Source organism: Neobacillus niacini, from assembly GCF_023715415.1.
Lineage (GTDB): Bacteria > Bacillota > Bacilli > Bacillales > Cytobacillaceae > Neobacillus > Neobacillus niacini_C.
Window position 1 is genome coordinate 145,108 of record NZ_JAMBOB010000007.1, and the last position, 21,052, is coordinate 166,159.

Sequence of the window (21,052 nt, forward strand, 5' to 3'; positions counted from 1 at the left end):
CGGACAAAAAGGGCAAAATGTCCACGAGTGGTGACAGGCACCGCACTATTACCCATATTTTTCATCTGTTCACATTGTTTTCCACTGTTATATGACAATTTGTGATAGAGTTTTAACATTTCTGTAATATAACTGGTACATTGTCATGGTATAAATAGATTAATAGAGAAGGGGGAAAATTATGCAACTTTTAAAGCGTATGATTTTCATGTTTCTAACATGCGTATTATTGGTGTCAGGTACCGTTGTGGCACATGCACAATCAAGTAAGGAAGCTTTACATAGTGTGGAGCAAGAACTTGAACAAAAGGCGAATGAAAAGAACTCTATAAACCAAGAAATTGAAAAGATTAAAAGTGATATGGAAGCTTTACAATCTTATATAGCACAAAATAGAGAAGCATTGGCAGGAACACAACAGAGAATCGCAGAAACTCAACAGCAAATCGAAAAGAAAAAAGAAGAAATTGTCGTTCTTCAAGATAAAATTCATAACCGTAAAGATGTTATGAAAAGTAGGTTAGTGGCTTTACAAGAGGATGAAAAACTGAATGTAGCCATCAATGTCATTCTAGAATCGAAAAGTGTCGCCGATCTTATTCAACGTGCAAGCGCGGTAACGACTTTGTTTAACGCAGATAATGATATTATTAATGATCAAGAAAATGACTTAGCACAAATTGAAAAAGACAAGCAAGAAATTGCAAAGCATGAGGAACAGCTAGCTTTAGAAAAGGAAACGCTTTCAAAGCAACAAAATGAACTTGCTCTAAATTTACAAAAGAGACAGGAATCATTAACCGTCATGCAGCAAAAATACAGCGAAGTTAACGAAGAAATGGCTGGAATTCAAGCTGAACTGAACGCAGCGCAAGAGAAGGTTCGCCTAGAACAAGAGGCTGTTAAAACAATGAGCATTGCTAATGCACCTGCTGCTCCTTCGACACCTGCGCCAACGGGTTCAGAAATGTATGTAACTTCAACTGCCTATAGCTGGCAATCTTCCGGAAGTATTACGTACATGGGATACAATATTAAAGAAAATCCAAATATGAAATTAATCGCAGTGGATCCTTCGGTTATTCCATTGGGCTCAAAGGTATGGGTAGAAGGATATGGAGTCGCTATAGCAGGTGATACGGGCGGCGCCATCAAAGGCCATAAAATAGATGTATTAATGCCAAACAATGCACAAGCATACGCTTGGGGCAGAAGAACAGTAAAAGTTGTAGTCTTACCATAGTAGAAAAAAGAGACCTGTCATCGTAAAAAGATGGCTGGTCTCTTTTGGCTATTCATTGGATAACTGAGCGTAATTATTCCTTATACTGAGGTAATGTGCACTCATATATATAGCAATTTGGATGGGAACAGAGTAGGTATAGCGCCAATTTTTTGGTACATATACACCTAACCAATCAAAGACTGGTTCTCCAACATAGGACGCTAAGAGTGCAAAGAAAATAGCTTTCAACCAAGGATTAACGTGAGGTTTTACTTGCAGCAGCACAATTACCGCAAGGGGCATTAAGGTAACATCCCAGGGAAAGTATGTGGGAAGAACGGGAATAACATGAAACCGATAATGCCAAAGACCTATTTGGTCTCCTATGATATCCAAAAGAACAGAAATCGTCATAACATAAAAAGCGATATACAGTAACCGGTCGGTACTTCCCCTTTTCCTGAAAAAAAACCAAATGATCCAAGGCAAAATTGATAAAGCCAAGCCCATCCACCACAAACCAGAAAAAAGGACATAATCCAGCCAGAGATCAATTTTTTTACCAATTAACCTTTCAATTTGGTTTTGATTTCCGTCGAGAATTTCAATTACTTTCTCCTTATTCGCCATATCATTACCTCTTAACTTTTTACATCTCCTCACATTAGTATTAAACCCAATCCAAAATGTATGCCATATAAAAAAAGGAAAAGGTGCCTGTCACCACCGATAGTGTGGTGGTGACAGGCACCAAATATACATCAATGCATAATTAACCAAATTACCCCAAACTACCAAAGCTACCCTAAGTACACCAGGTCTTTGAGTTCGTCTGTGGAGAGTTCGGTGATCCAGTTTTCGCTTTGGATGATTTGGTCGTTTAGGTGCTGCTTTTTTTCTAGCATGGCGTCGATTTTTTCTTCGAGTGTGCCAGTGCAGATGAGTTTGTGTACGTGAACGAAGCGAGATTGCCCAATCCGATACGCTCTGTCGGTTGCTTGGTTTTCAACGGCCGGATTCCACCAGCGATCATAGTGGATGACGTGATTCGCCGCTGTCAGATTCAAACCTGTTCCTCCTGCTTTCAAGGATAGTAGGAACACGGGAAACTCATGATTTTGGAACCGCTCAATCATATCGTCACGCTGTGTTTTCGGTACACTTCCATTCAGGAACGGTACATCTACCCCAAACTTCTTTTTGATTGACGCACGAATCATTTCACCCATTTCAATATACTGAGTAAAAATCAGACAGCTTTCGCCTGAGTCCAAAACAGCATCGACCAGGTCAACCAGCTTCTCTAATTTATTCGAACGATTAAGGAGCAATCTGTCAGCCGACTTTTCTTTCAGATAGAGAGCAGGGTGATTACAAAGCTGCTTCAACCGGCTGAGCATTTGTAGGATTAGACCCTTCCGCTCAAAACCCGACAGCTTTTCAATCTCAGCAAAAGTATCACGGACAAGCTGCTCATACAACGAAGCCTGTTCCGTTGTAAGTGGACAGTATTCTTTTTGCTCCTGTTTGTCAGGAAGATTAAGAGCCACCTCTTCATCCTTTTTCGTCCTCCGGAGTAGGAATGGACGGATTAAAGATTGAAGCTCATTAACCTTCTCTTTTTTCTCATCCTTCTCGATTGGAATGACAAACTTTTTCTGAAATTGCCCTAGGCTGCCAAGATAACCATGATTGGTAAAATCAAAAATCGACCACAACTCAGATAATCGGTTTTCCATTGGAGTCCCCGTCAAGGCAATATGATGACTCGCTCGCAGCCTTCGAACGGCTTTCGACTGCTTCGTTCCAGCATTTTTAATATTCTGTGCCTCATCAATGGCAATCGAACTCCACAGTTTGGACTCAAACTCCTCCGTGTCCATATGGCTCAGTCCATATGAAGTCAGGACAACGTCAGCATCCTTGATTATTTCCGAAAATGCCTCTTCCTTCAGTCGGTTCGACCCATAATGCAAATACACATTCATTTCAGGAGCAAACCGTTCAAGCTCCTTCTGCCAGTTACCGAGAACAGAAGTCGGGCATATGATTAACGCTGCCTTAACAGGTGTTTTTGCAGTAGTGCTCTTTTCCTTCGAACTCTTGGCAGAATCCGCTCCACGTTTGGTGCCTGTCACCACTTCAGATGTCTCTATTTCCGGAAGGGCACCGATTTCATCTTTTACCTTCAAAAGGTAGGCAATTAATTGCACGGTTTTTCCGAGTCCCATATCATCAGCGAGAACTGCGCCAAAACCGTATTGCCGCAGAAACCAAAGCCAGCTCATCCCCAGCTGCTGGTAGGGGCGAAGTTCACCCTGGAGCCCTTCAGGAACTGCTTCTAGCGGAATCTCATGTGCTTCAGAAAGCTGTTTAATCATTTTTTTCCACTGGCTGTTCAATTCAATTTGAATTCGAGCAAAGGCCTTTGGATTTTCGAGTTCATCCTCCGTTAGAGGAGTCTCGACCAGTTCCTGCTCAAGCAAATCCCTTACATGGAGGCCCTCTTTCTCAGCACGCTTCATCAAATCCTGAATTTGTCGAATAAAGCCTGGATCGAGCTTGACCCAGCGCCCACGAATAAACACAAGTCGACGTTTTTCTTCGACAAGCTGGCTGAACTCCTCTTCGGAAAAATCGACACCATTCATGGAAAAACGCCAGTTGAAATCAAGCATCGCCTGCAGCCCAACAAACGACGGGCGGTGGCTGGATGATCCTTTTAATGATGCTTTCACCTTCAAATTAGCATTCTTCATTGCCTGCCACCAGGAAGGAAGCAGGATTTCAACATCCAAAGCGACAAGGGTTTCACTGGCCTCTGTTAAAAACATCCACGCTTCTTCCTCTGCAAGCCCAGACTTCAGGGTCACTCCGTCCTCACTCAACCAGGGAATCAATCGAGCCCAGCGGCTTTGCTCAGTGTCAACCCTTTCTAAAAAGGGCTTCCAGCGGGCAGGGAGCTTTGCTTCCAATCCGTACACATCATCGACATTCTTTTTACCACGCAAAAAGACATCTAGGTTCCAAGGGCCTTCTCCGTCTAGCGGTTCCTCTAACTTCAGGCCAATCGTGAATGGAGTGTCGCTTTCCTTAATCCCAACCCATACCTGCCAGCTGTCCTCATCAAAATACCTTGCCAGCTCAGCGCCAGAAATATTTTGTTTTCTCAGTAAGGCCAGCTTCGGTCCAAACAACTCCTTCATTGAAGCGTTTCGTGTCAAATAGGCATCTAGGGCATGGTCGTATAAATCAGAAATAAATTCATGTACGGTTCCAGAGGCTTCTTCTTGCGGGTCAACTTCCTGATTCCAGAAAGAAGGATCGAACTCATCCACCACCCTGTTAGGAAGCTGCCAGCGGAATTCCCCATTTTCCCAAACGGAAAAGTCAGGCAGCCAATCCTTCTCGAGAATCCCCTCATGGAGGGCGTGAGCAGCAGCAAGGCAAATTTCTGATTGTTCACTCCAGTCCCAGTCAATAAACCGGTTGAACGACTCCTTCGCAAAAAGAGAGACCAGATGCCAGCCTGTGACCACAACACCCTCGATGCCATTCACAGACTCTGTTTCCAAAAGCGTGCCAAAAAAGCTCTCTTCATGGCGGCCGAATAGCACATTCTTCCACTCAGAAGGGGGTAGATTATACCCGTGCTCATCCTGGGCGCCAAGAAGATAGGTTCCATCCTCCAATTTCATAGTCAGAAGCTTAACAAATCTAGTCTTCAGCATCGTAAGTTACTCCTTTTACTAGGGTGGGGTGGTGAGTTGGTTTGGAGTTTGGTGGCAAAATAGGTGTTTTGATTTCCATATATTGTCTAAACGTCCAAAACCCCTAAAAAAACATCCAAAACATCTATAAAAAATTCCATAAGTCCTCTAAAAAAGTCCAAAACCCTCAAAAAATAGTCCAAAACCCCAGGAAAAAAGTCCAAAACAAATTTTAGCACCAAACCACCTGAATATTGAGGGGAATACTGTCCGCCTGGGGTGGACAGTGTCCGCGGGCGGTGCCTGTCACCATAGAAAGACACTGTCCACGAGCGGTGACAGGCACCTATTCTTCTATGAGTTTGCTCCGTTTGCATTCTTCGTGGAAGGCGCGGAGTCTTTTGGTTTTTTCCATTAGGGTGTCGAGGAAGTATTGCCAGTCGTCGACTCTTTTGATTTTTTTGTAGAGGGTGCGCAGTTTTTTTAGGTGTCGGACGGCCGCTTTGTAGCTGGAACGATTTTTTTGATTGATCTCGTTCAGCGCGGATTGGTGCAGCATTCCCAGTAGTACTTCCGGTTTTTCCTTCTCAATCACCTTCACGCGTTCCCGCGGCAAATCATAGAAATTCCAGCCCATGAATGCCTGAAGGTCACCCCATTTGTCATATTGCTTTCGTTCAAATAGCATATATTCATATTCTGTATAGCTGTATGGCAGCGTCGCCAGCATCATCTTTTCGTACAATTCAACCTTCCCGTTTTCGGAAACGTAAGGAGCAATCGCTTTAAGAGAAGACCGGGTAAAAGACGCGCACGAATGATAGGCCCGCAAAAAATCTAAATATCCTTTTAATTTGGCTGAAAACAGCTCAATGAAAGGACCAACCCGTTTCCATGCTTTCGTCTGTGACAATAGGTCAATCCAATGAAGCAGATAGGGGGTAATCACCTTATCGTCCATTTTATGAATCAACTCTAAGGCCAGTTCATCCTTTTGCTGCAAAATGCTGATATGAATCCCAGCAATCATCAGTGGATTTGGATTTTCCCACTCCTCCAAGGATTTCAACCGTTCGTTAATACTTATAATCTCCTGCTCACGCCATTCTTTCTTTTTAAAAAGATTTGTCCACAAGAGGCGATAGAGATAGATTCGTTCCTGCTCAAGGCCGCTCGAAGCTGTCAGAAGCTCAAACACATCGTCTTTTAATTGTAAAATAAACTCGTCGAAGTCAAACGGCAGCGATTGAACGCCAATCTTCAATACGAGCTCATCGGCATCCTCGATTAAATTATGGAACACAGAAAGGTACGCACGTCTGACGACATCCTCTGCAAACCCAGAATCCTCAGTCAGAACGGCGAGCTTTTTAAACGATACAACAATCCCGACTATTTCATACAGCAATCGCCACTCTTGCTCAACCGGGGCACTCGCCCTAATCCGTCGTTCGTAAATGTTGAACAGTTCAGCAATAATAAACGGACTCGAATATTTTTTCGAATTCAAAATCGTATCAAAGCTCACTTCAAAGGATTCAACCCAGCGCCGGTAATCAGGCTTCATCGTACCGTTCGCCTTGATCAAATCCTTCGCCTTTTGAAGCCCCCAGCTCGCAACGTCATTCTTCTCCTTCATCGGTTCCCGCCAATCCGCCACCCAATCAGCGACACTGCCCACCCTGCTATAGGCCGCAAAAAACACGGCCAGCTGATGGCGGCAAAGTCCCTCGTGCGGGCACGTACAGGAGCTAAACGACAAACGCGCAAAATTCAGCTTTACATGGCATGGCGTCACGTCCTGCACCATTGCCGTAATTTGAGCATTCCATATTTGTAATTGCTTGACCATCCCTTGCCGGTAAAGCATTAAGCCTTTTTGTATAAGCTTTACATCATCAGCAGCATGCGGATGAAACAAATCCTTTATCTCCTCAGAGAGAAGTTCAATCCGTTCGTTAGCAGTCGTTGCTCCCAAAGCCACGACCCCCTTTTTTAGAAAAATCCATATTCCTATATTATACCCAAAAAATGGCCATTCGAGGAGAGAAAAAGGGATTTCTATTCTAGACAGGCTTTTTTTGTAAAAAAAATCTCTGTAAATGGCGGCCATTGCCCCCTAAACAAAAAAAGTCCAGGCATATATCCAACGCCTGGGCTCAGCTATTTTCCATTTCAGTCGTTACGTTTACGGTCGAAGCCTGTCCCAACTGATTCGAAACATATTCAAACAGCTGAGTCAGATAGTTTGTAAGCTCAAAGCCTTCTTCATTAGCAAATTGTGATAATAGCAATTTAGATTCTTTCATTCTACGTCCCCCTTAAATTACTTTCTATCCTCATTCTTACCAATCTAGCATTCTCTTATACATACAAAAATCTGGTTCCAATTACCCTAATTTCTAATTATTCTGATATAACTAAAATACCAAATTCTGTGAATCTTCATCAAAAACCCCCAATTTCAAAGGGAAAGGGAGTAAAATATATCGAAAAGAGGATGGCACAATATGAGACACAAACGCGAGTATAAATCCCCCTATGCAGCAGCGGTATGGTCAATGGTCTTACCGGGTTTTGGACAGTTTTATAATAAGGATTACATTATTGGCTTTGTGTTAATTGGCTTTGAATTTCTTATTAATTTATACTCCAACTTGAATCTAGCGCTTGTATACTCATTTACTGGCGATTTCGCCCGAGCTCACAGTGTCATTGATTACAGCTGGGGCATGTTCTACCCATCGTTATATGCTTTTGCCATCTGGCAGGCGTTTAACACAGCCAAAGCACACAATGACAAGGATCTTGATGACATGCAAAAAAGAACCTACCATACTGGTTTTTTCATTGGATTGGTGGTTGGCATGGATCTCGGGCTATTTTGGCATGAATTCACGTTTCTAGAGCAATTTCAAACCCTTAGTATTTTGGACATGCCTGTTTTTAGCGGATTAGTTTTCGGACTTTTGCTAGGAGTGCTAGGCTATTTTTTTGAAAAAAAAATCTATCGAAAAAAGAAGGCAGTCTTACTACATAAGATAGAGTAATGAATCTTCACTTGATTAGCAGGATCCATTTCCCCGCAACAAGGACATTTGGTAATTGTAGGTTCAATCGTAGAAACCTGTTGGTCAATTTCATGTTGTTACCGCTGGTTTTTGCGCCAATCTCAGCTACATGGTGCTCGAATTGTTGTGGCTGTCACCAGCATTTGACCGTAAGCCCAACCTTCTCGAACACCTTGTCCAATTACAAGGTATGTCCAATTCAGCGAATGTGTCACGGCGGTTCACGCAAAAACCAGCCCCAGCAGCGCTAGGACTGGAAAGCTTTATTATAGGTTTTCTACTGAATCTATCTCTTCGGTTACCCCGGGTTCCTGTGTCTCGACATCCGAAGAGAACCTTTCCAAACCGCCTGTCGCACAAAACAAAACCAGCGCAATAAACAACGCAATTAAAACTTTTTTCATCGAAATGATCCCCCAGTTATTTCCTTTCTATCTACTCAATTAGACGTCAATAAATGGTAAAAGGTTCCATAAAACTGTTTGACAAAATCTGCAGGATAAAAAAACCTTGAAGAAGATACTACAATTTGTTGCATTTCAAAAATCGACATGTTATATTACTTTTCGTACAAATGACCAATTTAGTATTTTAGTCAGTCGGAGGTGAGTGGATGTGGCAGTGATTGATCGTAAGAAGTTGATTTTGGAGGCGGCGGCTAAGTCTTTTTCCTTGTATGGCTATAAGGCAACGACGATGGACCAGGTTGCGAAGCTTGCCAATGTGGGGAAAGGAACAATCTATACCTTTTTTAAAACAAAGGAAGAGTTGTTTGAGGAAATTATCAATTCGCTTATCGCTGAAATTCGCTACGAAGTCGAAAGCGTAATGAATGAATCGGCATCAGTTCTTGAAAATGTGAACAGGGTGTTAAGTCGGGTGCATGTGTTTAGGGAATCACACCAATTGACGATTAAATTGATTCAAGAAGAGCGTGATATGGGCACGCAAACGGTGATTGAAGCCATGCAAAGGGTAGAACAATCCATTATTCAGTACATGAAGGGCATCATTCAAAAAGCAATCGATAAGGGTGAAATCAAAACCTGCAATCCAGAGGTCACGGCTTTTGTAATGCTGAAGATGTACTTTTCCTTGGTGAATGACTGGCAAAGGAACCATCCACCATTAAAAAAAGAGGAAATCGCCAAGCTGTTTGAACTTTACCTTTTAAAAGGCTTGTTAACGTAGATAAGTCTTTTATTTTTAACAAAAAATGACCAGTTGAACAAAATGGTCACTATTTTCCAAAAAAGAATGACTATCTGAATAAATACCATTTTTAAAAGAAAGGCTGACTGTTTGAATAAAATAGTCACTATTTGTAAAAGTAAAAATGACTAATTGGACGAAATAGTCAATTAAGCAGGAGGGAGACAAACATGAAAGAATCTTCATTTAAAGCAGAATTAAAAACAATCCTTTCCAATCGAAAGGTGCTCATTCCCATCATCGCCATCCTCTTTATACCTGTTCTTTATGCAGGAATGTTCCTGTGGGCGTTTTGGGATCCTTATAAATATTTAGAACACCTGCCTGTGGCGATTGTGAATCAGGATGAGGGGGCCGAACTCGAAGGGCAAAGGCTTGAGATTGGGGATGACCTGGTCAAAAATCTGAAGAAAAGTAATACGTTTGATTTTGATATTGTGGACAAAAAGCAGGGTTACCAAGGCTTAGAAGACCAAAAGTATTATATTCTAGTGGAAATTCCAAATGATTTTTCAAAAAATGCCACAACACTGCTTGAGGATCAGCCCCAAAAGCTACAAATCAAATATGTACCGAATGAGGGGGCAAACTTTCTATCGGCGCAAATTGGGGAAACCGCGATGAAGGAAATCAAAGCGGAGATTTCAAAAGAGATTGTCGCCACTTACTCTGAAAGCATTTTTGAAAAAGTAACTGAGATGGCAGGCGGGTTAGACCAGGCAAGTGAAGGAGCCGGCCAGCTCAACGAGGGTTCGGTAAAACTCAACGAAGGTGCTGAACAAATCAAGGAAAACCTCGAGCTCTTAGCAAGTAAATCAATTGAGTTCGGAGAAGGTATGAATAGCGCGGCGAACGGTTCCAATGAAGTAGCCAAAGGAACCGCAGCGATACAACAAGGGTTACAGGAAGTCGACGAAAAACTACCGCAGCTGGTGACAGGCACCGAAAAAGCACAAGCAGGAGCACAGCAGATAAAAGAAGAGCTGCCAGCGGGAATTGCGGCAGGTATCAGCTCGCAATTAGCAGGAAGTACGGAGAAATTGAATGCGGGTATCAATCAATTTGAAACGCAGCTTGGGGCAGGTTTGTCATCGCAGATTGCTGATCAAATGATTGCGCAGCAAACCGCTAAAATGCAGGAGCTGGCGGCAGCGTTAATCGAAAATGGTATTCCAGCTGAAAAAGTGGCAGCGATTATGAAACAACAGACCGCACCAACTAAGGAAGAGGTCGAGCAGCAGGTAGCGCAGGCAATCAACCCTGGATTGCACCAGGGCTTCTCGCAATTTAAAACACAGGTAAATGGACAATTGCTTGGAGCGACTGCTGGTTTAGAATTACAATTGAAAAAACAAACAGATCCTGTATTTGATCAATTAATTGGCGGAATCGGTGAAATCAACGCCAACCAGGTGAAGTTACAGCAAGGAATCCACCAGCTGTATACTGGTTCAACTACACTAAATGCAGGTGCCAACCAACTGACAACTGGAATGGGAGAATTGACTGCAGGTGCGGGCAAAATGACAGAAGGAACGGGTAAGCTTGCGGAGGGTTCTACTAAATTGCAAGAAGGTACGGAAAAATTGCAGGACGGTACTTCCGAATTAAACGCGAAGCTTTCGGAAGGGGCTGAAGCTGCGAATAGCGTAAAAGCCGATGAAGACACCTATGATATGATGGGCGAGCCCGTTAAGGTCGATAAAAATGAGATTAACACTGTGCCAAACTATGGTACCGGCTTTGCTCCTTACTTTATCTCACTCGGACTTTTCGTAGGTGCCCTAATCATCTCCATCGTGTTCGGTCTGAGAGAACCAGCCATCAAACCAGCTTCTGCTGCACAGTGGTTCTTCGGTAAATTAGGAGTTATCACGATTATAGGTGTGCTTCAAGCACTATTAGTTGATTTTGTGTTACTCGTTGGATTGGGAATTGAGGTACAAAGCTTGCCAGTGTTTATCGTGACCACAATTCTTACAAGCATGGTATTCGTTACATTAATACAAATGCTCGTCACATCCATGGCAGATGTGGGTCGATTCATTGCGATTCTCATCCTGATCATGCAATTAACGACAAGCGCGGGAACCTTCCCACTTGCGTTAATTCCAGAGGCGCTGCAGCCATTCAACGCATTCTTCCCAATGACGTACTGTGTCCAAGCGTTCAAAGCCGTCATCTCAAGCGGTGATTTTGCTTACATGTGGCAAAACAATTTGATCTTACTAGCTTACAGTGCTGGTTTCATGATTGTTACAATTACCTACATGGCACTTACGTTCAAAAGAAAACAGGTTAGTGAGGCAGTGCTTGAACAAGCAGCATAATAGTAAAGAAACACTGGGTTCGTGGAGGCGAATCCGGTGTTTTTTTTATCCGTGGATTTTGTTAGGCAGATAAACAAAGGTAATATGCAGGTAAAAGGAGCTTTATGCAGGTAAGAAGATATAATCCGCAGGTGAAGGAACCATTTTGGCAGGTAAAGAGATTTTGGATAAAAAAGGTAATTGAAAAATCGCAAACTGTTCTATAATGAACGAAAAAAACTGAGCAAAATACCAATTTACAGGAAGTTTAGATACCTAAACCATGCCGCAGCCTGGCATGATAAGCATCAAGTTTAGGTTTGGATTTTGTTAGGCAGATAAACAAAGGAAAAATGCAGGTGAACTGGAAAAGATGCAGGTTAGAGGCTAAAATCCGCATGTGAAGGAATCAATTTGGCAGGTAATAAATAATTGTGATTTGTAATTTAAATATAGAAAAAGCAGTGGAATGCCACTGCTTTAGAGTTACCAATCTATTAATGTGCCTTTTCCAGTGCCAGTTTGATCCCGAAACCAATTAGAACAGTTCCCGTTATTCCTTCCATTAACATTTGAGTCTTAGGCTTTTTCATAAAAGTACGAATTTGATTAAGAAGGTAGATATAGAACAGAAACCAGAGTGCAGTTAACAGCGTATAGGTGATTCCCATGATGAGAAACGGAATAAAAGAATTGCTGCCGGAATCTACGAACTGAGGCAGGAAGGTTAGGAAAAATACGGCTACTTTTGGATTTAAGAGGTTGGTTAGGAACCCCTGCTTAAAACAAGACTTGTTATCATACTTGCTCTCAGCAGCCATTTCGGCGGGTGCTGTTTTGTTCTGCTTTAATGCCCATAATGTCTTGATTCCTAAAAAAACCAAGTAGACCGCACCGAAATATTTGAAGACAGAAAATAAAAGAGCTGACTTCACAATAATCGCTGAAAGCCCGACCACCGCAGCCAGAGTATGGATGAGTAAGGCGCAACAAGTACCAAACATCGTTCTAAACCCACCGGTTCTTCCCACTGTTAGCGTGTTTTTTGTCGCAATGGCTGTATCAGGACCAGGTAAAAGAATCAGTAAAATACACATAATCACAAACAAATAGAAGTTCTCCAAAATAATCAGCACCTTCCCATTGAAAATTGTTAAACTTACTTTATCATAAATATTTTGAATTATGTTTCACTTTTTAAAAATTACTTGTAACCTTTTGCAGTTTCGTTTGTCATTAGTAATGGGAGGAGAGAGAGACATGACAGATCCGCTTGAAGAAATGTATCAGGCATATAAAGATTCGGTTTTCCGTTATCTTCGCAATATGTGCCACAGCACCACGACTGCAGAAGAATTGACGCATGATACATTCATTAAAGCCTTCAAGGGATTGGGGCGGTTTCGCGGCGAGTCTTCCCTGAAAACGTGGCTTTTTAAAATTGCACGCAATACATATTTGAATGAGGCAAAGAAAATTTCACAAAAGAACGAGATTACATATGCAGAGCCGGAGCTTCAGTCTCGTGGAACAATCCGGAACATCGAAACAGAATTGATGGTAAGACACACTTTTCAAAAGCTAACAGAACAAGAAAAGACGCTTTTGGTTTTAAGGGAACAAGGTTTTTCGCTTAACGAGATGGCGGATATTCTAGGTCAGAAAGAAGGCAGCGTTAAGGTCGGAATTCATCGGGCGAAAAAGAAGTTTAAAAAGTACTATCTTGAAGGGGAGGGGGAATGAAAATGAAGCTGAATTGCAGCCTGGTAGAAGATTTGTATCCTTTGTATGAAGAAAATGAATTAAGGCCGGAAAACCGTCGGGCAGTGGAAGAGCATTTACAGCACTGCAGGGAGTGCCGAGAATTGTATCAAAAGGGATCTGGATTTTCAGAGCTTTCTTTTTCCTCTGAAGAGACATTATCAAAGGAAGTCGATGACAGGATCCGGATTGGCTTCAGACTAAGAAGGATGAAAATGATAGCAGCCCTTCTTGCAGTCGTCATTCTTGTATCTGGAATCAATCAGTATGCTGCGAACCGTGAAAAAGTTGCTACTCTTCTGGATGGAGTTTATCTATATGCGGAGTCACTTAATGAAATAGCCAAAAATCCATATGAAATCGACCGAAACGGGCAGTTTCTATCGTATGCAGCAGAAGATATTGTGGATTTAGACGAGGAATTGATTTGGTTTGAGCGTAAAAATGCCCCTTTACTTGTTAATAGCCAGGAGCTGGATGAAATGGCTGCAACCCTTAGAGAGCGAAGAAACCAGGGCCTTGAGGATGAAACGGACCTTAAGGCCATAGAACTTTTACAAACGTATGCCAGCACTCTTTTTAAGCATGTTGGGAAGGAATATAATGAATTCCATCATGGCTATAGTTCTTATTTTGAGTTTTTAGATACAGAAGGAATCGGAAATCCAATAAGCAAAATAAATGAACTCGCGTTTTTTTATAACAGGTACCACAAGCTTCCTTCCGAGATGAAGCTGATAAAAGAGAAAAATCTAAAGGAGATTATTAGAACGGCCTTCAATGCGGAGGATGGCAAGGTTGAATTTGAAAAAATGAATGATCATTATGGAGTGTATCGGTTTGATCTTCAACAAGGAAAAACCAAAATCGATGGTGAAATGGACGGTTATTCCGGAATTATTGTATCAGCATTTAATTATGGACATCAATTAAATGATCAAAAGCCTCTAGAACAGAGGGAGGTCATGAAAAAAGCAGAACAAATGCTTAAGTCGATTTACGGGAAAACTGCGGCCTTTGAAATTAACGTTGAACAAAACAAGGAAGAGATAGAAGGACAGCCGAATCTTTATCGTTTTAGGTTCACTCCCGTTGCAGGAGAATACAAGCTGCACTTCCCACTAGGAGAGCCGTTTGTCATTGAATTTGACGCGGGAACTGGGGGGTTTTACATGTTATCCGCCCAGCCGGCACTGCATTCAAGAGAGTTATTCTCGAAAAATTATCAGGAAAAGCTAAGTCAAGCTTCACTCGAAACCAAGGCAGAGCAAATTTTAGGTGAACCAGTGAAAGTTATTGGAACTGGCATTATATACTCAACCGTTTCGGCCGACCATGTCCTTGTCCATATTTTTGAAGGGAAAGAAAAACGGATTTATATCAATGCCGAAACTGGCATAGTGGAAAGACCTTCTTTATCTTTTCATTAAGCCTTTGGGACCATGGGGACGGTTCTAGCGGTCTTTTTGTGGAATGAGTTTTCATTCTTCGGACCACTAGAACCGTCACCGTGGATTTAACTTCTGGTAAATTTGTATTTTCTCAATGAAATAAATAAGAAAATTCCAAGAGAAACAATGGTCCAAATAAGGGAAATCGCCGGATTAATATTTGTGACAACAAATAAGGATGGGATGTCACCTAAGGCAGAGTCATCCATCGTGAGGAACCACCCCAACAGCATATTATTGGCTGCGTGTGCCCCAATCGACAATTCGGCACTGTTTGTTTTTACGGTGATATAACACCAAATGAATCCAGTTAACAAATAATCGGCACCCACCAAAAGGGGAGAATACCCCATCTCAGGATTGGCGAAATGGAGTGCGCCAAAAATGGATCCTGCTAGAAGTGATAAAAGAAAAGGAATGGTAATCCATTTTCCGAAAAACTGTAAGAGATAGCCTCTAAAGAATAATTCCTCACAGGTTGTTTGAAGGGGAGTTAAAACCAGCACGAGCACAAATAAAATCAAGAAATCAGAAACGGTAACATCGTTAAGGTAGTAATCCCCAGGGGTTAGGATGGAATCGATGATGGAAGTAAGACCCAGGATGACAAAGAAAGTAATAAATCCAAAGCCAAGTTTCTTCCAATCTATTTTTCGATTTGGCGTGATGAGCGATGTAAATCTGCGTTTATGAATGAAACGAATACCGACAAATAGGCCCAACAGCCAAAATAAAAATTGTGAGTTCATCAAGACGAAATAAAGTGACGGGTTAATTCCCACATAATCCTCTTTTTCAAAGTCAAAATAGGTATTGGGGTTTCCGTCTGTATTCACGATCCATTCACTAATGATGATATACGGCAGCGCCCCAACCAAGATGAACAGAATAATGACGATAAATGAAGATAAATAACGCTTCCAGCTATTCTTGCCTTCTTTTACTTTAATAAAATTCAATTTTTTGTAACACCAACATTCTAATAATTTTGAAAAATACATACAGATTATTACATCTTTGGCTAGATTAGTCAATAAGGACCGTGGGGACGGTCCGAGTGGTCTTTTTGTGGAAGGGATATCCATTTTTGGACCACGAGAACCGTCCCCGTGTCTCCCCGTGTCTCCCAATGGGTGTTCAAACTGTCCATTTCTGTATAATAAACCTAGCAAAGAGCCCTGTAACGATATAAAAAACAAAGGAATAGATGTATTTCCATTTTAAATAGGTAACCGTTCCAAGCATAATGGAAATAGGCTCTCCAACAAATGCAAAAATTGCAGCTTGACTAACAAGGGCAATCGTGAATGTTTTCCATGTAGTAAAGTATTGAAATATCAACATACACGCGACTGGAATGATAGAGAAGTCAAATGGAAGTGCTAGAAGACCAACAGGTACAAAACTAATGGGATAAATCCAAGCACATAATTCACTGCCCAGATCATCAGTGAAACTGGTAATAAGAATGACAATGAGTCCAAAACTCCAGATTTGAAGAATACGGTCTCTATCAAGAAGTTTCATAAAGAGTAACCAAGGTCCAACAAAAGTAATGACAAGAAACCACCATCCCCAAGTAAATAAAGAATGTGCTAACCAATTTTCAATAGCCAAAGTGGCGTATCTTTGTTGTAATTCCATTAACTCCCTTACAATTCCATCCATATCCGCCAACTCCATTTTTACTTACTAGTGTGTCATTTTTATTTGGTGAAAATTCAAGGCAGTTCCTATTCAACCCTTTTATTTAAATCGTTTTAAGGGCATACAAAAAACCATTGATTGGCAAAATGATAATCTTAATGAAGCAGCCGAAATCTATGCGGCAGATATCATCAAAAAGATTAGATGAAAAGACCAATGTATTTTGAATAAAGGGTTATTCAACTATTTAAGGAATACATAAAAATACGTTAGGAGAGGGTGATTATATGAGCATAGGTGGAGAGTATTTGAAAACAGTTACTCATCGCTTTACGGAAGCAAAAATAACCGCTGAAAAAGCAATTGCGCAATTAAACGAAAGCGAATTATTTTGGTCCCCGAATGAAGAGTCCAATAGTATCGCGATTATTATCAAACACATGAGCGGGAATATGGTATCTCGCTGGACTGATTTCTTACACAGTGATGGGGAAAAACCATATCGCAATCGTGATGATGAGTTTGTGGGGGATATGAAAACGAAAGAACAAGTGATGGAATTGTGGGAACTTGGTTGGGGTACCTTTTTATCTGCATTGAAAGATATTGACGAAGAACACCTCTTAAAAACAATTACGATTCGAAATGAATCACATTCAGTTATAGAAGCAATTGAACGCCAAATGTACCATTATTCTTATCATGTTGGGCAGATTATTTATATCGCGAAATATTTGAAATCTGGTGACTGGAAATCCCCAACCATTCCTCGGAAAAAGTAAATATGTTCATGAGTTAACATTTTGATTTAATAGTGATAGGAAATAAAAAATGGTGGTCGGAGGTAAGTTATGGTGAATGAAAAATGTGACTTGATACACCCAAACGGTGTCAAAGAAAAGAAACTGGCAGTGATTGATGGATACACGATAAAGTACCATGCAAATGGAAAAACAATATGGTCAAAAGGAAAAATGGTTGAAGATATGCCAGAAGGCTATTGGGAATGGTACCGTGCCGACGGGACAATAAAGCGTTCAGGATATTTTGAAAAAGGTGAGCCTGTTGGTGAGTGGGTCACTTATGATAGCAAAGGTGAAAAATACAAAACGACCAATCGTGATAAAAAATAGTTACTTAATAATTACCACAGGGGGAATGGGTATGGAGCAAGATTTTTGGATAGAAAGCTAGTTGGCTTTTTCTTTTTCGATGCTGGCTGGTTGAATAAAGAAGATGCATTTTATTTAACAAAAAAGGACACGTTATATATAGAATTTATACTGAAAGGACTAAAAAAATGGTTAAAGTGGTTATTTGGTCTATATTTATTCTTCCTTGGATTTCTTTGATCTTTTTAGACCGTTCAGCAATTAGAAGATATATGCCTGTTGCTCTTTTTGCCACAGTGCTCAACACAATAGTGGCACAAATGGCTTGGAAGTATAACTGGTGGGAATTTAAAGAGACACTTTTTAGCTGGGACAAAATAGCTCCATTATTTACTGTATATAGCATATTTTTAGTTGGGACGATATGGATATTTTATTTTACATTTCGTAAATTTTGGATATATATAATTGTTAATTTAATAATCGATCTCTTTTACGGGATGGGTCTTACTAAAATGTTAAACAAGCTTGAGATAAGAGAAACTGGTAGTTTCTCTCCACTCACTAATCTTTTGGTAATGACAATACTATCCGTCATTCTATATCTTTATCAATTATGGCAGGAAGATATCTATGATCAGGAAAAAGTTAAGTAAAATTTATTCGACTCCTGCTTTAGTAGATCATGCTGATGATCTAATCACTTTCTTTATATAGTAATCCTAGTTCAAAATCCCCTTTAATGATTGGATAATTTTAGTAGTATTTTCTCTATATTATATTTCGCAAAGGGAATATAATTGGAATCACTATTTGACCCCTATTAAATAGATTAACTTTTTAGACTCCCAAGGTTTTCGGGAGTCTCTTTTTTAATAAATTTTTTCTTAATATGAAAAGGCAATCCGAATTATAAACTAATCTACACCCAGCAACGCTTAGTTCCAAGTGATTTAATAATAAACTTACTGTTAAAGGTTTTCTGTATTGATTCTTGGCATATCTGGTTCAAGAGCCGCTGCTTCCCTCGCATTAACATTATGTCGATCATCTTCGTATCTTTCTAATTTACTGTCTCTTTCTATGTTTCTGGAAGTTTTCTTTTCTTCAGCCACGTAATCACCTCCTACGAATAATATGTCCAACTTTTACCTTGAGAATAAAAATTGTCAGTCAGTTGCAAGCAACTTTAGATAGAGAACACCCGTCTAAATAAATAAAGGGGGAAAAAAGGTGGTTCAAAAGTTACTTTCTGTCTTCATTGTATTAACGTTATTAACGATTACTGGATGCTCTAATAGTGGGGAAACAACCAAAGTAACCATTGATCGTATTGATGCTGAAGAAGTATTAAGACTAGACCCTGATGCAGATATTTTTCAATATGAGGGAGTAATCTACAAAACGAATATCGATTGGGTGGAGGAATTGGCTTTAACAAAAGACGTTCAAATCGGTGAAATAAAAACACAAAATGATCAAGATACAGATTTCAAGGATGGGATGGCGAATAAACTTTTAGTGGGTGCAAAGATTTTTTCAGCCAAGGAAAGAGGAGATATATTAATCGTGGAATTAGAAGGGGAAACCTTGAAATACCTTGCCATTGTTGAAGGGTAATCCATTTTGAAATCATGTTTGTTAATGTTGAAAACTATAAAAATATACTGTAGATAAGGGCGTTCAAGGGGGAATAAGGCTTAGAGAAACATTTAACACCTAATATGTAGCTTCGATAGTTTTCTAATTGGGTAAATAATACCTCATGGCGCTGTTTCATCTGCACTCCTCCTTTTATTCACTAGCATTTATTCGGCAAAATAAATAGACTTCCTGCCTTTTTTCAAAAAAAGGACCATGGTCACAAAAAAATAACTGACTAAAATTAGTCAGTTCATGTGACGCGAGGTGCTGCCTCCCGTCTAATATAGTATATTCAAGTGAAGGGAGAGGTGTTACAAGTTTCTATTATATGAAAATAAAATCCATTTTTGTGACCAGTAGAACCGTCCCTGCGGTTTCCTTTAGCTGAGTATCCTATCCTATAATGACTCTCTCTTTAGGATAATGGTAGTTCTCTTCTTTTGTGTCACCCCTTAATAGGAATAGGAAGGAAAAGATACCGATACGTCCGATGAACATTAGTAGAATAATGATGATTTTCCCGCCAATACTTAAATCTGCCGTGATTCCCATAGAAAGCCCTGTCGTACCAAACGCTGAACACACTTCAAAGAACAGTTGAAGAAAACTCATTTTCGGTTCTAGAAAGGTCAATAGGGCAACTGCGATTCCGCAGATCATTGCAGCAGTTGTAATGACAACAAATGCTTTTGTCACATCTTCAGGATCAATCTCTCTCTTAAAAACTTTAATACTGTTTTTTCCTCTTGCGTAGCTATAGACAGCTAATAACATGATGGCAAACGTCGTTGTTCGAATTCCTCCGCCAACACTGCTGGGAGATGCACCAATAAACATTAGCCATGAAAGAACCAAAAGAGTTGGCGTAGAAAATTGATTCATATCCATTGTTGCTAAACCACCGTTGCGTGTTGTAACGGATTGAAATAGAGAATAGAATAAAGATTGATGCCATGATTTATCAGCAAAGAAATGATTGTGCTCAAATATATAAATAAATAGGGCCCCAACGATGATTAATGCAAAAAAAGTAAAGGTGGTTAATTTTGTGAAAAGTGAAAAACGGAAAGACTTCTTCCGTTTCTGAATGAAATAGTCCTTTATTTCTATAAGGACTGGAAAGCCGATGGAGCCAAAAATCATTAACAAGATATTAATACTTTGAATGAAGTAATCGTTGGCAAAAGGGATTAATGATTCACCTGTAATGTCGAAGCCTGCATTCGTTGTTGCGCTTATAGAAGCGAAAAATCCTTGGAGAAACGCTTCTTCCCAAGTAGGGAAATAGTTTAAGAAATATAACCCTAAGATCAACGTCCCTATTATCTCAATCGCAATCATGATGAGAAGGATTTGACGCATTAATATAACCAATCCTGAGAGATTCGTTTGATTCTGATCAGTCATGATTAATTTTCTTTCCATTAAGCCAATTTTTTTACCCAATAAAAGCCAAATAAAGGTTCCAAGCGTCATTACGCCGATTCCACCAAATTGTAATATAAATGCAAAAATAAATGTGCCAGGAACACTGAGTATTTCTGTTAACGATACAGTCGATAGTCCTGTAACACTGACAGCACTTGCAGAAATAAACAAAGCATCTAATAGTGGTAATTCGGCTCCATCCTTTAATGTGATAGGCAACAGAAGTAATAGAGTTGAAAGGATAACCGCAGCAAAATAAAACATAACTAGCATTTGTACGGATGTCATACGCATCTTCTTTTTAGAATGTGAATCTAAGTTCATTTTTTTACCCCATTATCATTGTCTTGTCACTAAATCATTTTATGGTACATGCCTAATATAAGCAAGAGGAGCGGGGGGACCAGGGGGACGGTTCTAGTGGCCTTTTTCATGGAAGGGATATCCATTTTCGGACCACAAGAACCGTCCCCGCGGTTTTA

20 protein-coding genes are annotated in these 21,052 nt (G+C 40.4%); 10 read left to right on the plus strand and 10 right to left on the minus strand.

Annotation, left to right across the window (positions count from 1 at the left end; all coding sequences use genetic code 11):
• Positions 1-181: 181 nt before the first annotated feature.
• Positions 182-1,243: a 3D domain-containing protein gene (locus M3189_RS17755; RefSeq protein WP_251635967.1), complete on the plus strand. Its 1,062-nt coding sequence runs from the start codon at positions 182-184 to the stop codon at positions 1,241-1,243.
• 48 nt (positions 1,244-1,291) lie between these two features.
• Here M3189_RS17755 and M3189_RS17760 read toward each other — a convergent pair whose 3' ends face one another.
• The 4 genes from M3189_RS17760 to M3189_RS17775 all read right to left on the minus strand — a co-directional run bounded on the left by M3189_RS17760 (position 1,292) and on the right by M3189_RS17775 (position 7,244).
• Entirely contained in the window at positions 1,292-1,855 is a 564-nt protein-coding gene (locus tag M3189_RS17760; RefSeq protein ID WP_251635969.1) for a CBO0543 family protein, read from the minus strand.
• Between the two features lie 170 nt (positions 1,856-2,025).
• Positions 2,026-4,956 carry a DEAD/DEAH box helicase gene (locus M3189_RS17765; protein WP_251635971.1) on the minus strand — a complete coding sequence of 977 codons (2,931 nt, stop codon included), beginning with the start codon at positions 4,954-4,956 and terminating at the stop codon, positions 2,026-2,028.
• 325 nt (positions 4,957-5,281) lie between these two features.
• Positions 5,282-6,913: an SWIM zinc finger family protein gene (locus tag M3189_RS17770; protein ID WP_251635972.1), complete on the minus strand. Its 1,632-nt coding sequence runs from the start codon at positions 6,911-6,913 to the stop codon at positions 5,282-5,284.
• A gap of 181 nt (positions 6,914-7,094) precedes the next feature.
• Positions 7,095-7,244: a hypothetical protein gene (locus tag M3189_RS17775; protein WP_251635974.1), complete on the minus strand. Its 150-nt coding sequence runs from the start codon at positions 7,242-7,244 to the stop codon at positions 7,095-7,097.
• 201 nt (positions 7,245-7,445) lie between these two features.
• On the opposite strand from M3189_RS17775, the gene M3189_RS17780 reads away from it, so the two are divergent.
• Complete coding sequence (locus M3189_RS17780; RefSeq protein ID WP_251635977.1) at positions 7,446-7,985, plus strand: DUF5683 domain-containing protein; 540 nt, start codon at positions 7,446-7,448, stop codon at positions 7,983-7,985.
• A 287-nt stretch (positions 7,986-8,272) separates the two neighbouring features.
• Here M3189_RS17780 and M3189_RS17785 read toward each other — a convergent pair whose 3' ends face one another.
• Positions 8,273-8,410, minus strand: coding sequence for a hypothetical protein (locus M3189_RS17785; RefSeq protein WP_251635979.1), 138 nt, complete (start codon positions 8,408-8,410; stop codon positions 8,273-8,275).
• Positions 8,411-8,627: 217 nt separating this feature from the next.
• Here M3189_RS17785 and M3189_RS17790 point away from each other — a divergent pair, with 217 nt between their 5' ends.
• Both M3189_RS17790 and M3189_RS17795 read left to right on the plus strand, forming a co-directional pair.
• A complete protein-coding gene (locus M3189_RS17790) occupies positions 8,628-9,197 on the plus strand; it encodes a TetR/AcrR family transcriptional regulator (RefSeq protein WP_435368103.1) in 570 nt (189 codons plus the stop codon).
• A gap of 191 nt (positions 9,198-9,388) precedes the next feature.
• On the plus strand, positions 9,389-11,548 hold the full coding sequence (locus M3189_RS17795; RefSeq protein ID WP_251635980.1) for a YhgE/Pip domain-containing protein: 2,160 nt from the start codon (positions 9,389-9,391) through the stop codon (positions 11,546-11,548).
• 476 nt (positions 11,549-12,024) lie between these two features.
• Here the strand turns inward: M3189_RS17795 and M3189_RS17800 are convergent, their stop codons facing one another.
• Positions 12,025-12,651: a LysE family translocator gene (locus M3189_RS17800; RefSeq protein ID WP_251635982.1), complete on the minus strand. Its 627-nt coding sequence runs from the start codon at positions 12,649-12,651 to the stop codon at positions 12,025-12,027.
• 136 nt (positions 12,652-12,787) lie between these two features.
• Between M3189_RS17800 and M3189_RS17805 the strand changes: the two genes are divergently transcribed.
• Positions 12,788-13,270 carry an RNA polymerase sigma factor gene (locus M3189_RS17805; protein WP_251635984.1) on the plus strand — a complete coding sequence of 161 codons (483 nt, stop codon included), beginning with the start codon at positions 12,788-12,790 and terminating at the stop codon, positions 13,268-13,270.
• Between the two features lie 2 nt (positions 13,271-13,272).
• Positions 13,273-14,718: a zf-HC2 domain-containing protein gene (locus tag M3189_RS17810; protein WP_251635986.1), complete on the plus strand. Its 1,446-nt coding sequence runs from the start codon at positions 13,273-13,275 to the stop codon at positions 14,716-14,718.
• Between the two features lie 86 nt (positions 14,719-14,804).
• Here M3189_RS17810 and M3189_RS17815 read toward each other — a convergent pair whose 3' ends face one another.
• Complete coding sequence (locus M3189_RS17815; RefSeq protein ID WP_251635988.1) at positions 14,805-15,698, minus strand: CPBP family intramembrane glutamic endopeptidase; 894 nt, start codon at positions 15,696-15,698, stop codon at positions 14,805-14,807.
• Positions 15,699-15,876: 178 nt separating this feature from the next.
• Entirely contained in the window at positions 15,877-16,407 is a 531-nt protein-coding gene (locus M3189_RS17820) for a CBO0543 family protein (protein ID WP_251635989.1), read from the minus strand.
• Between the two features lie 266 nt (positions 16,408-16,673).
• On the opposite strand from M3189_RS17820, the gene M3189_RS17825 reads away from it, so the two are divergent.
• The 3 genes from M3189_RS17825 to M3189_RS17835 all read left to right on the plus strand — a co-directional run bounded on the left by M3189_RS17825 (position 16,674) and on the right by M3189_RS17835 (position 18,154).
• On the plus strand, positions 16,674-17,168 hold the full coding sequence (locus tag M3189_RS17825) for a DUF1572 family protein (protein WP_251635991.1): 495 nt from the start codon (positions 16,674-16,676) through the stop codon (positions 17,166-17,168).
• Between the two features lie 69 nt (positions 17,169-17,237).
• Positions 17,238-17,519, plus strand: coding sequence for a hypothetical protein (locus M3189_RS17830; RefSeq protein ID WP_251635993.1), 282 nt, complete (start codon positions 17,238-17,240; stop codon positions 17,517-17,519).
• A 167-nt stretch (positions 17,520-17,686) separates the two neighbouring features.
• Entirely contained in the window at positions 17,687-18,154 is a 468-nt protein-coding gene (locus M3189_RS17835; protein ID WP_251635995.1) for a hypothetical protein, read from the plus strand.
• Between the two features lie 315 nt (positions 18,155-18,469).
• Here M3189_RS17835 and M3189_RS17840 read toward each other — a convergent pair whose 3' ends face one another.
• The gene (locus M3189_RS17840; RefSeq protein ID WP_251635998.1) at positions 18,470-18,613 is read right to left on the minus strand and encodes a hypothetical protein; all 144 of its coding nucleotides are present in this window, start codon (positions 18,611-18,613) and stop codon (positions 18,470-18,472) included.
• Positions 18,614-18,731: 118 nt separating this feature from the next.
• On the opposite strand from M3189_RS17840, the gene M3189_RS17845 reads away from it, so the two are divergent.
• A complete protein-coding gene (locus M3189_RS17845; protein WP_251636000.1) occupies positions 18,732-19,118 on the plus strand; it encodes a hypothetical protein in 387 nt (128 codons plus the stop codon).
• A gap of 417 nt (positions 19,119-19,535) precedes the next feature.
• Here M3189_RS17845 and M3189_RS17850 read toward each other — a convergent pair whose 3' ends face one another.
• Complete coding sequence (locus M3189_RS17850) at positions 19,536-20,894, minus strand: TrkH family potassium uptake protein (protein ID WP_251636002.1); 1,359 nt, start codon at positions 20,892-20,894, stop codon at positions 19,536-19,538.
• Positions 20,895-21,052 lie beyond the last annotated feature (158 nt).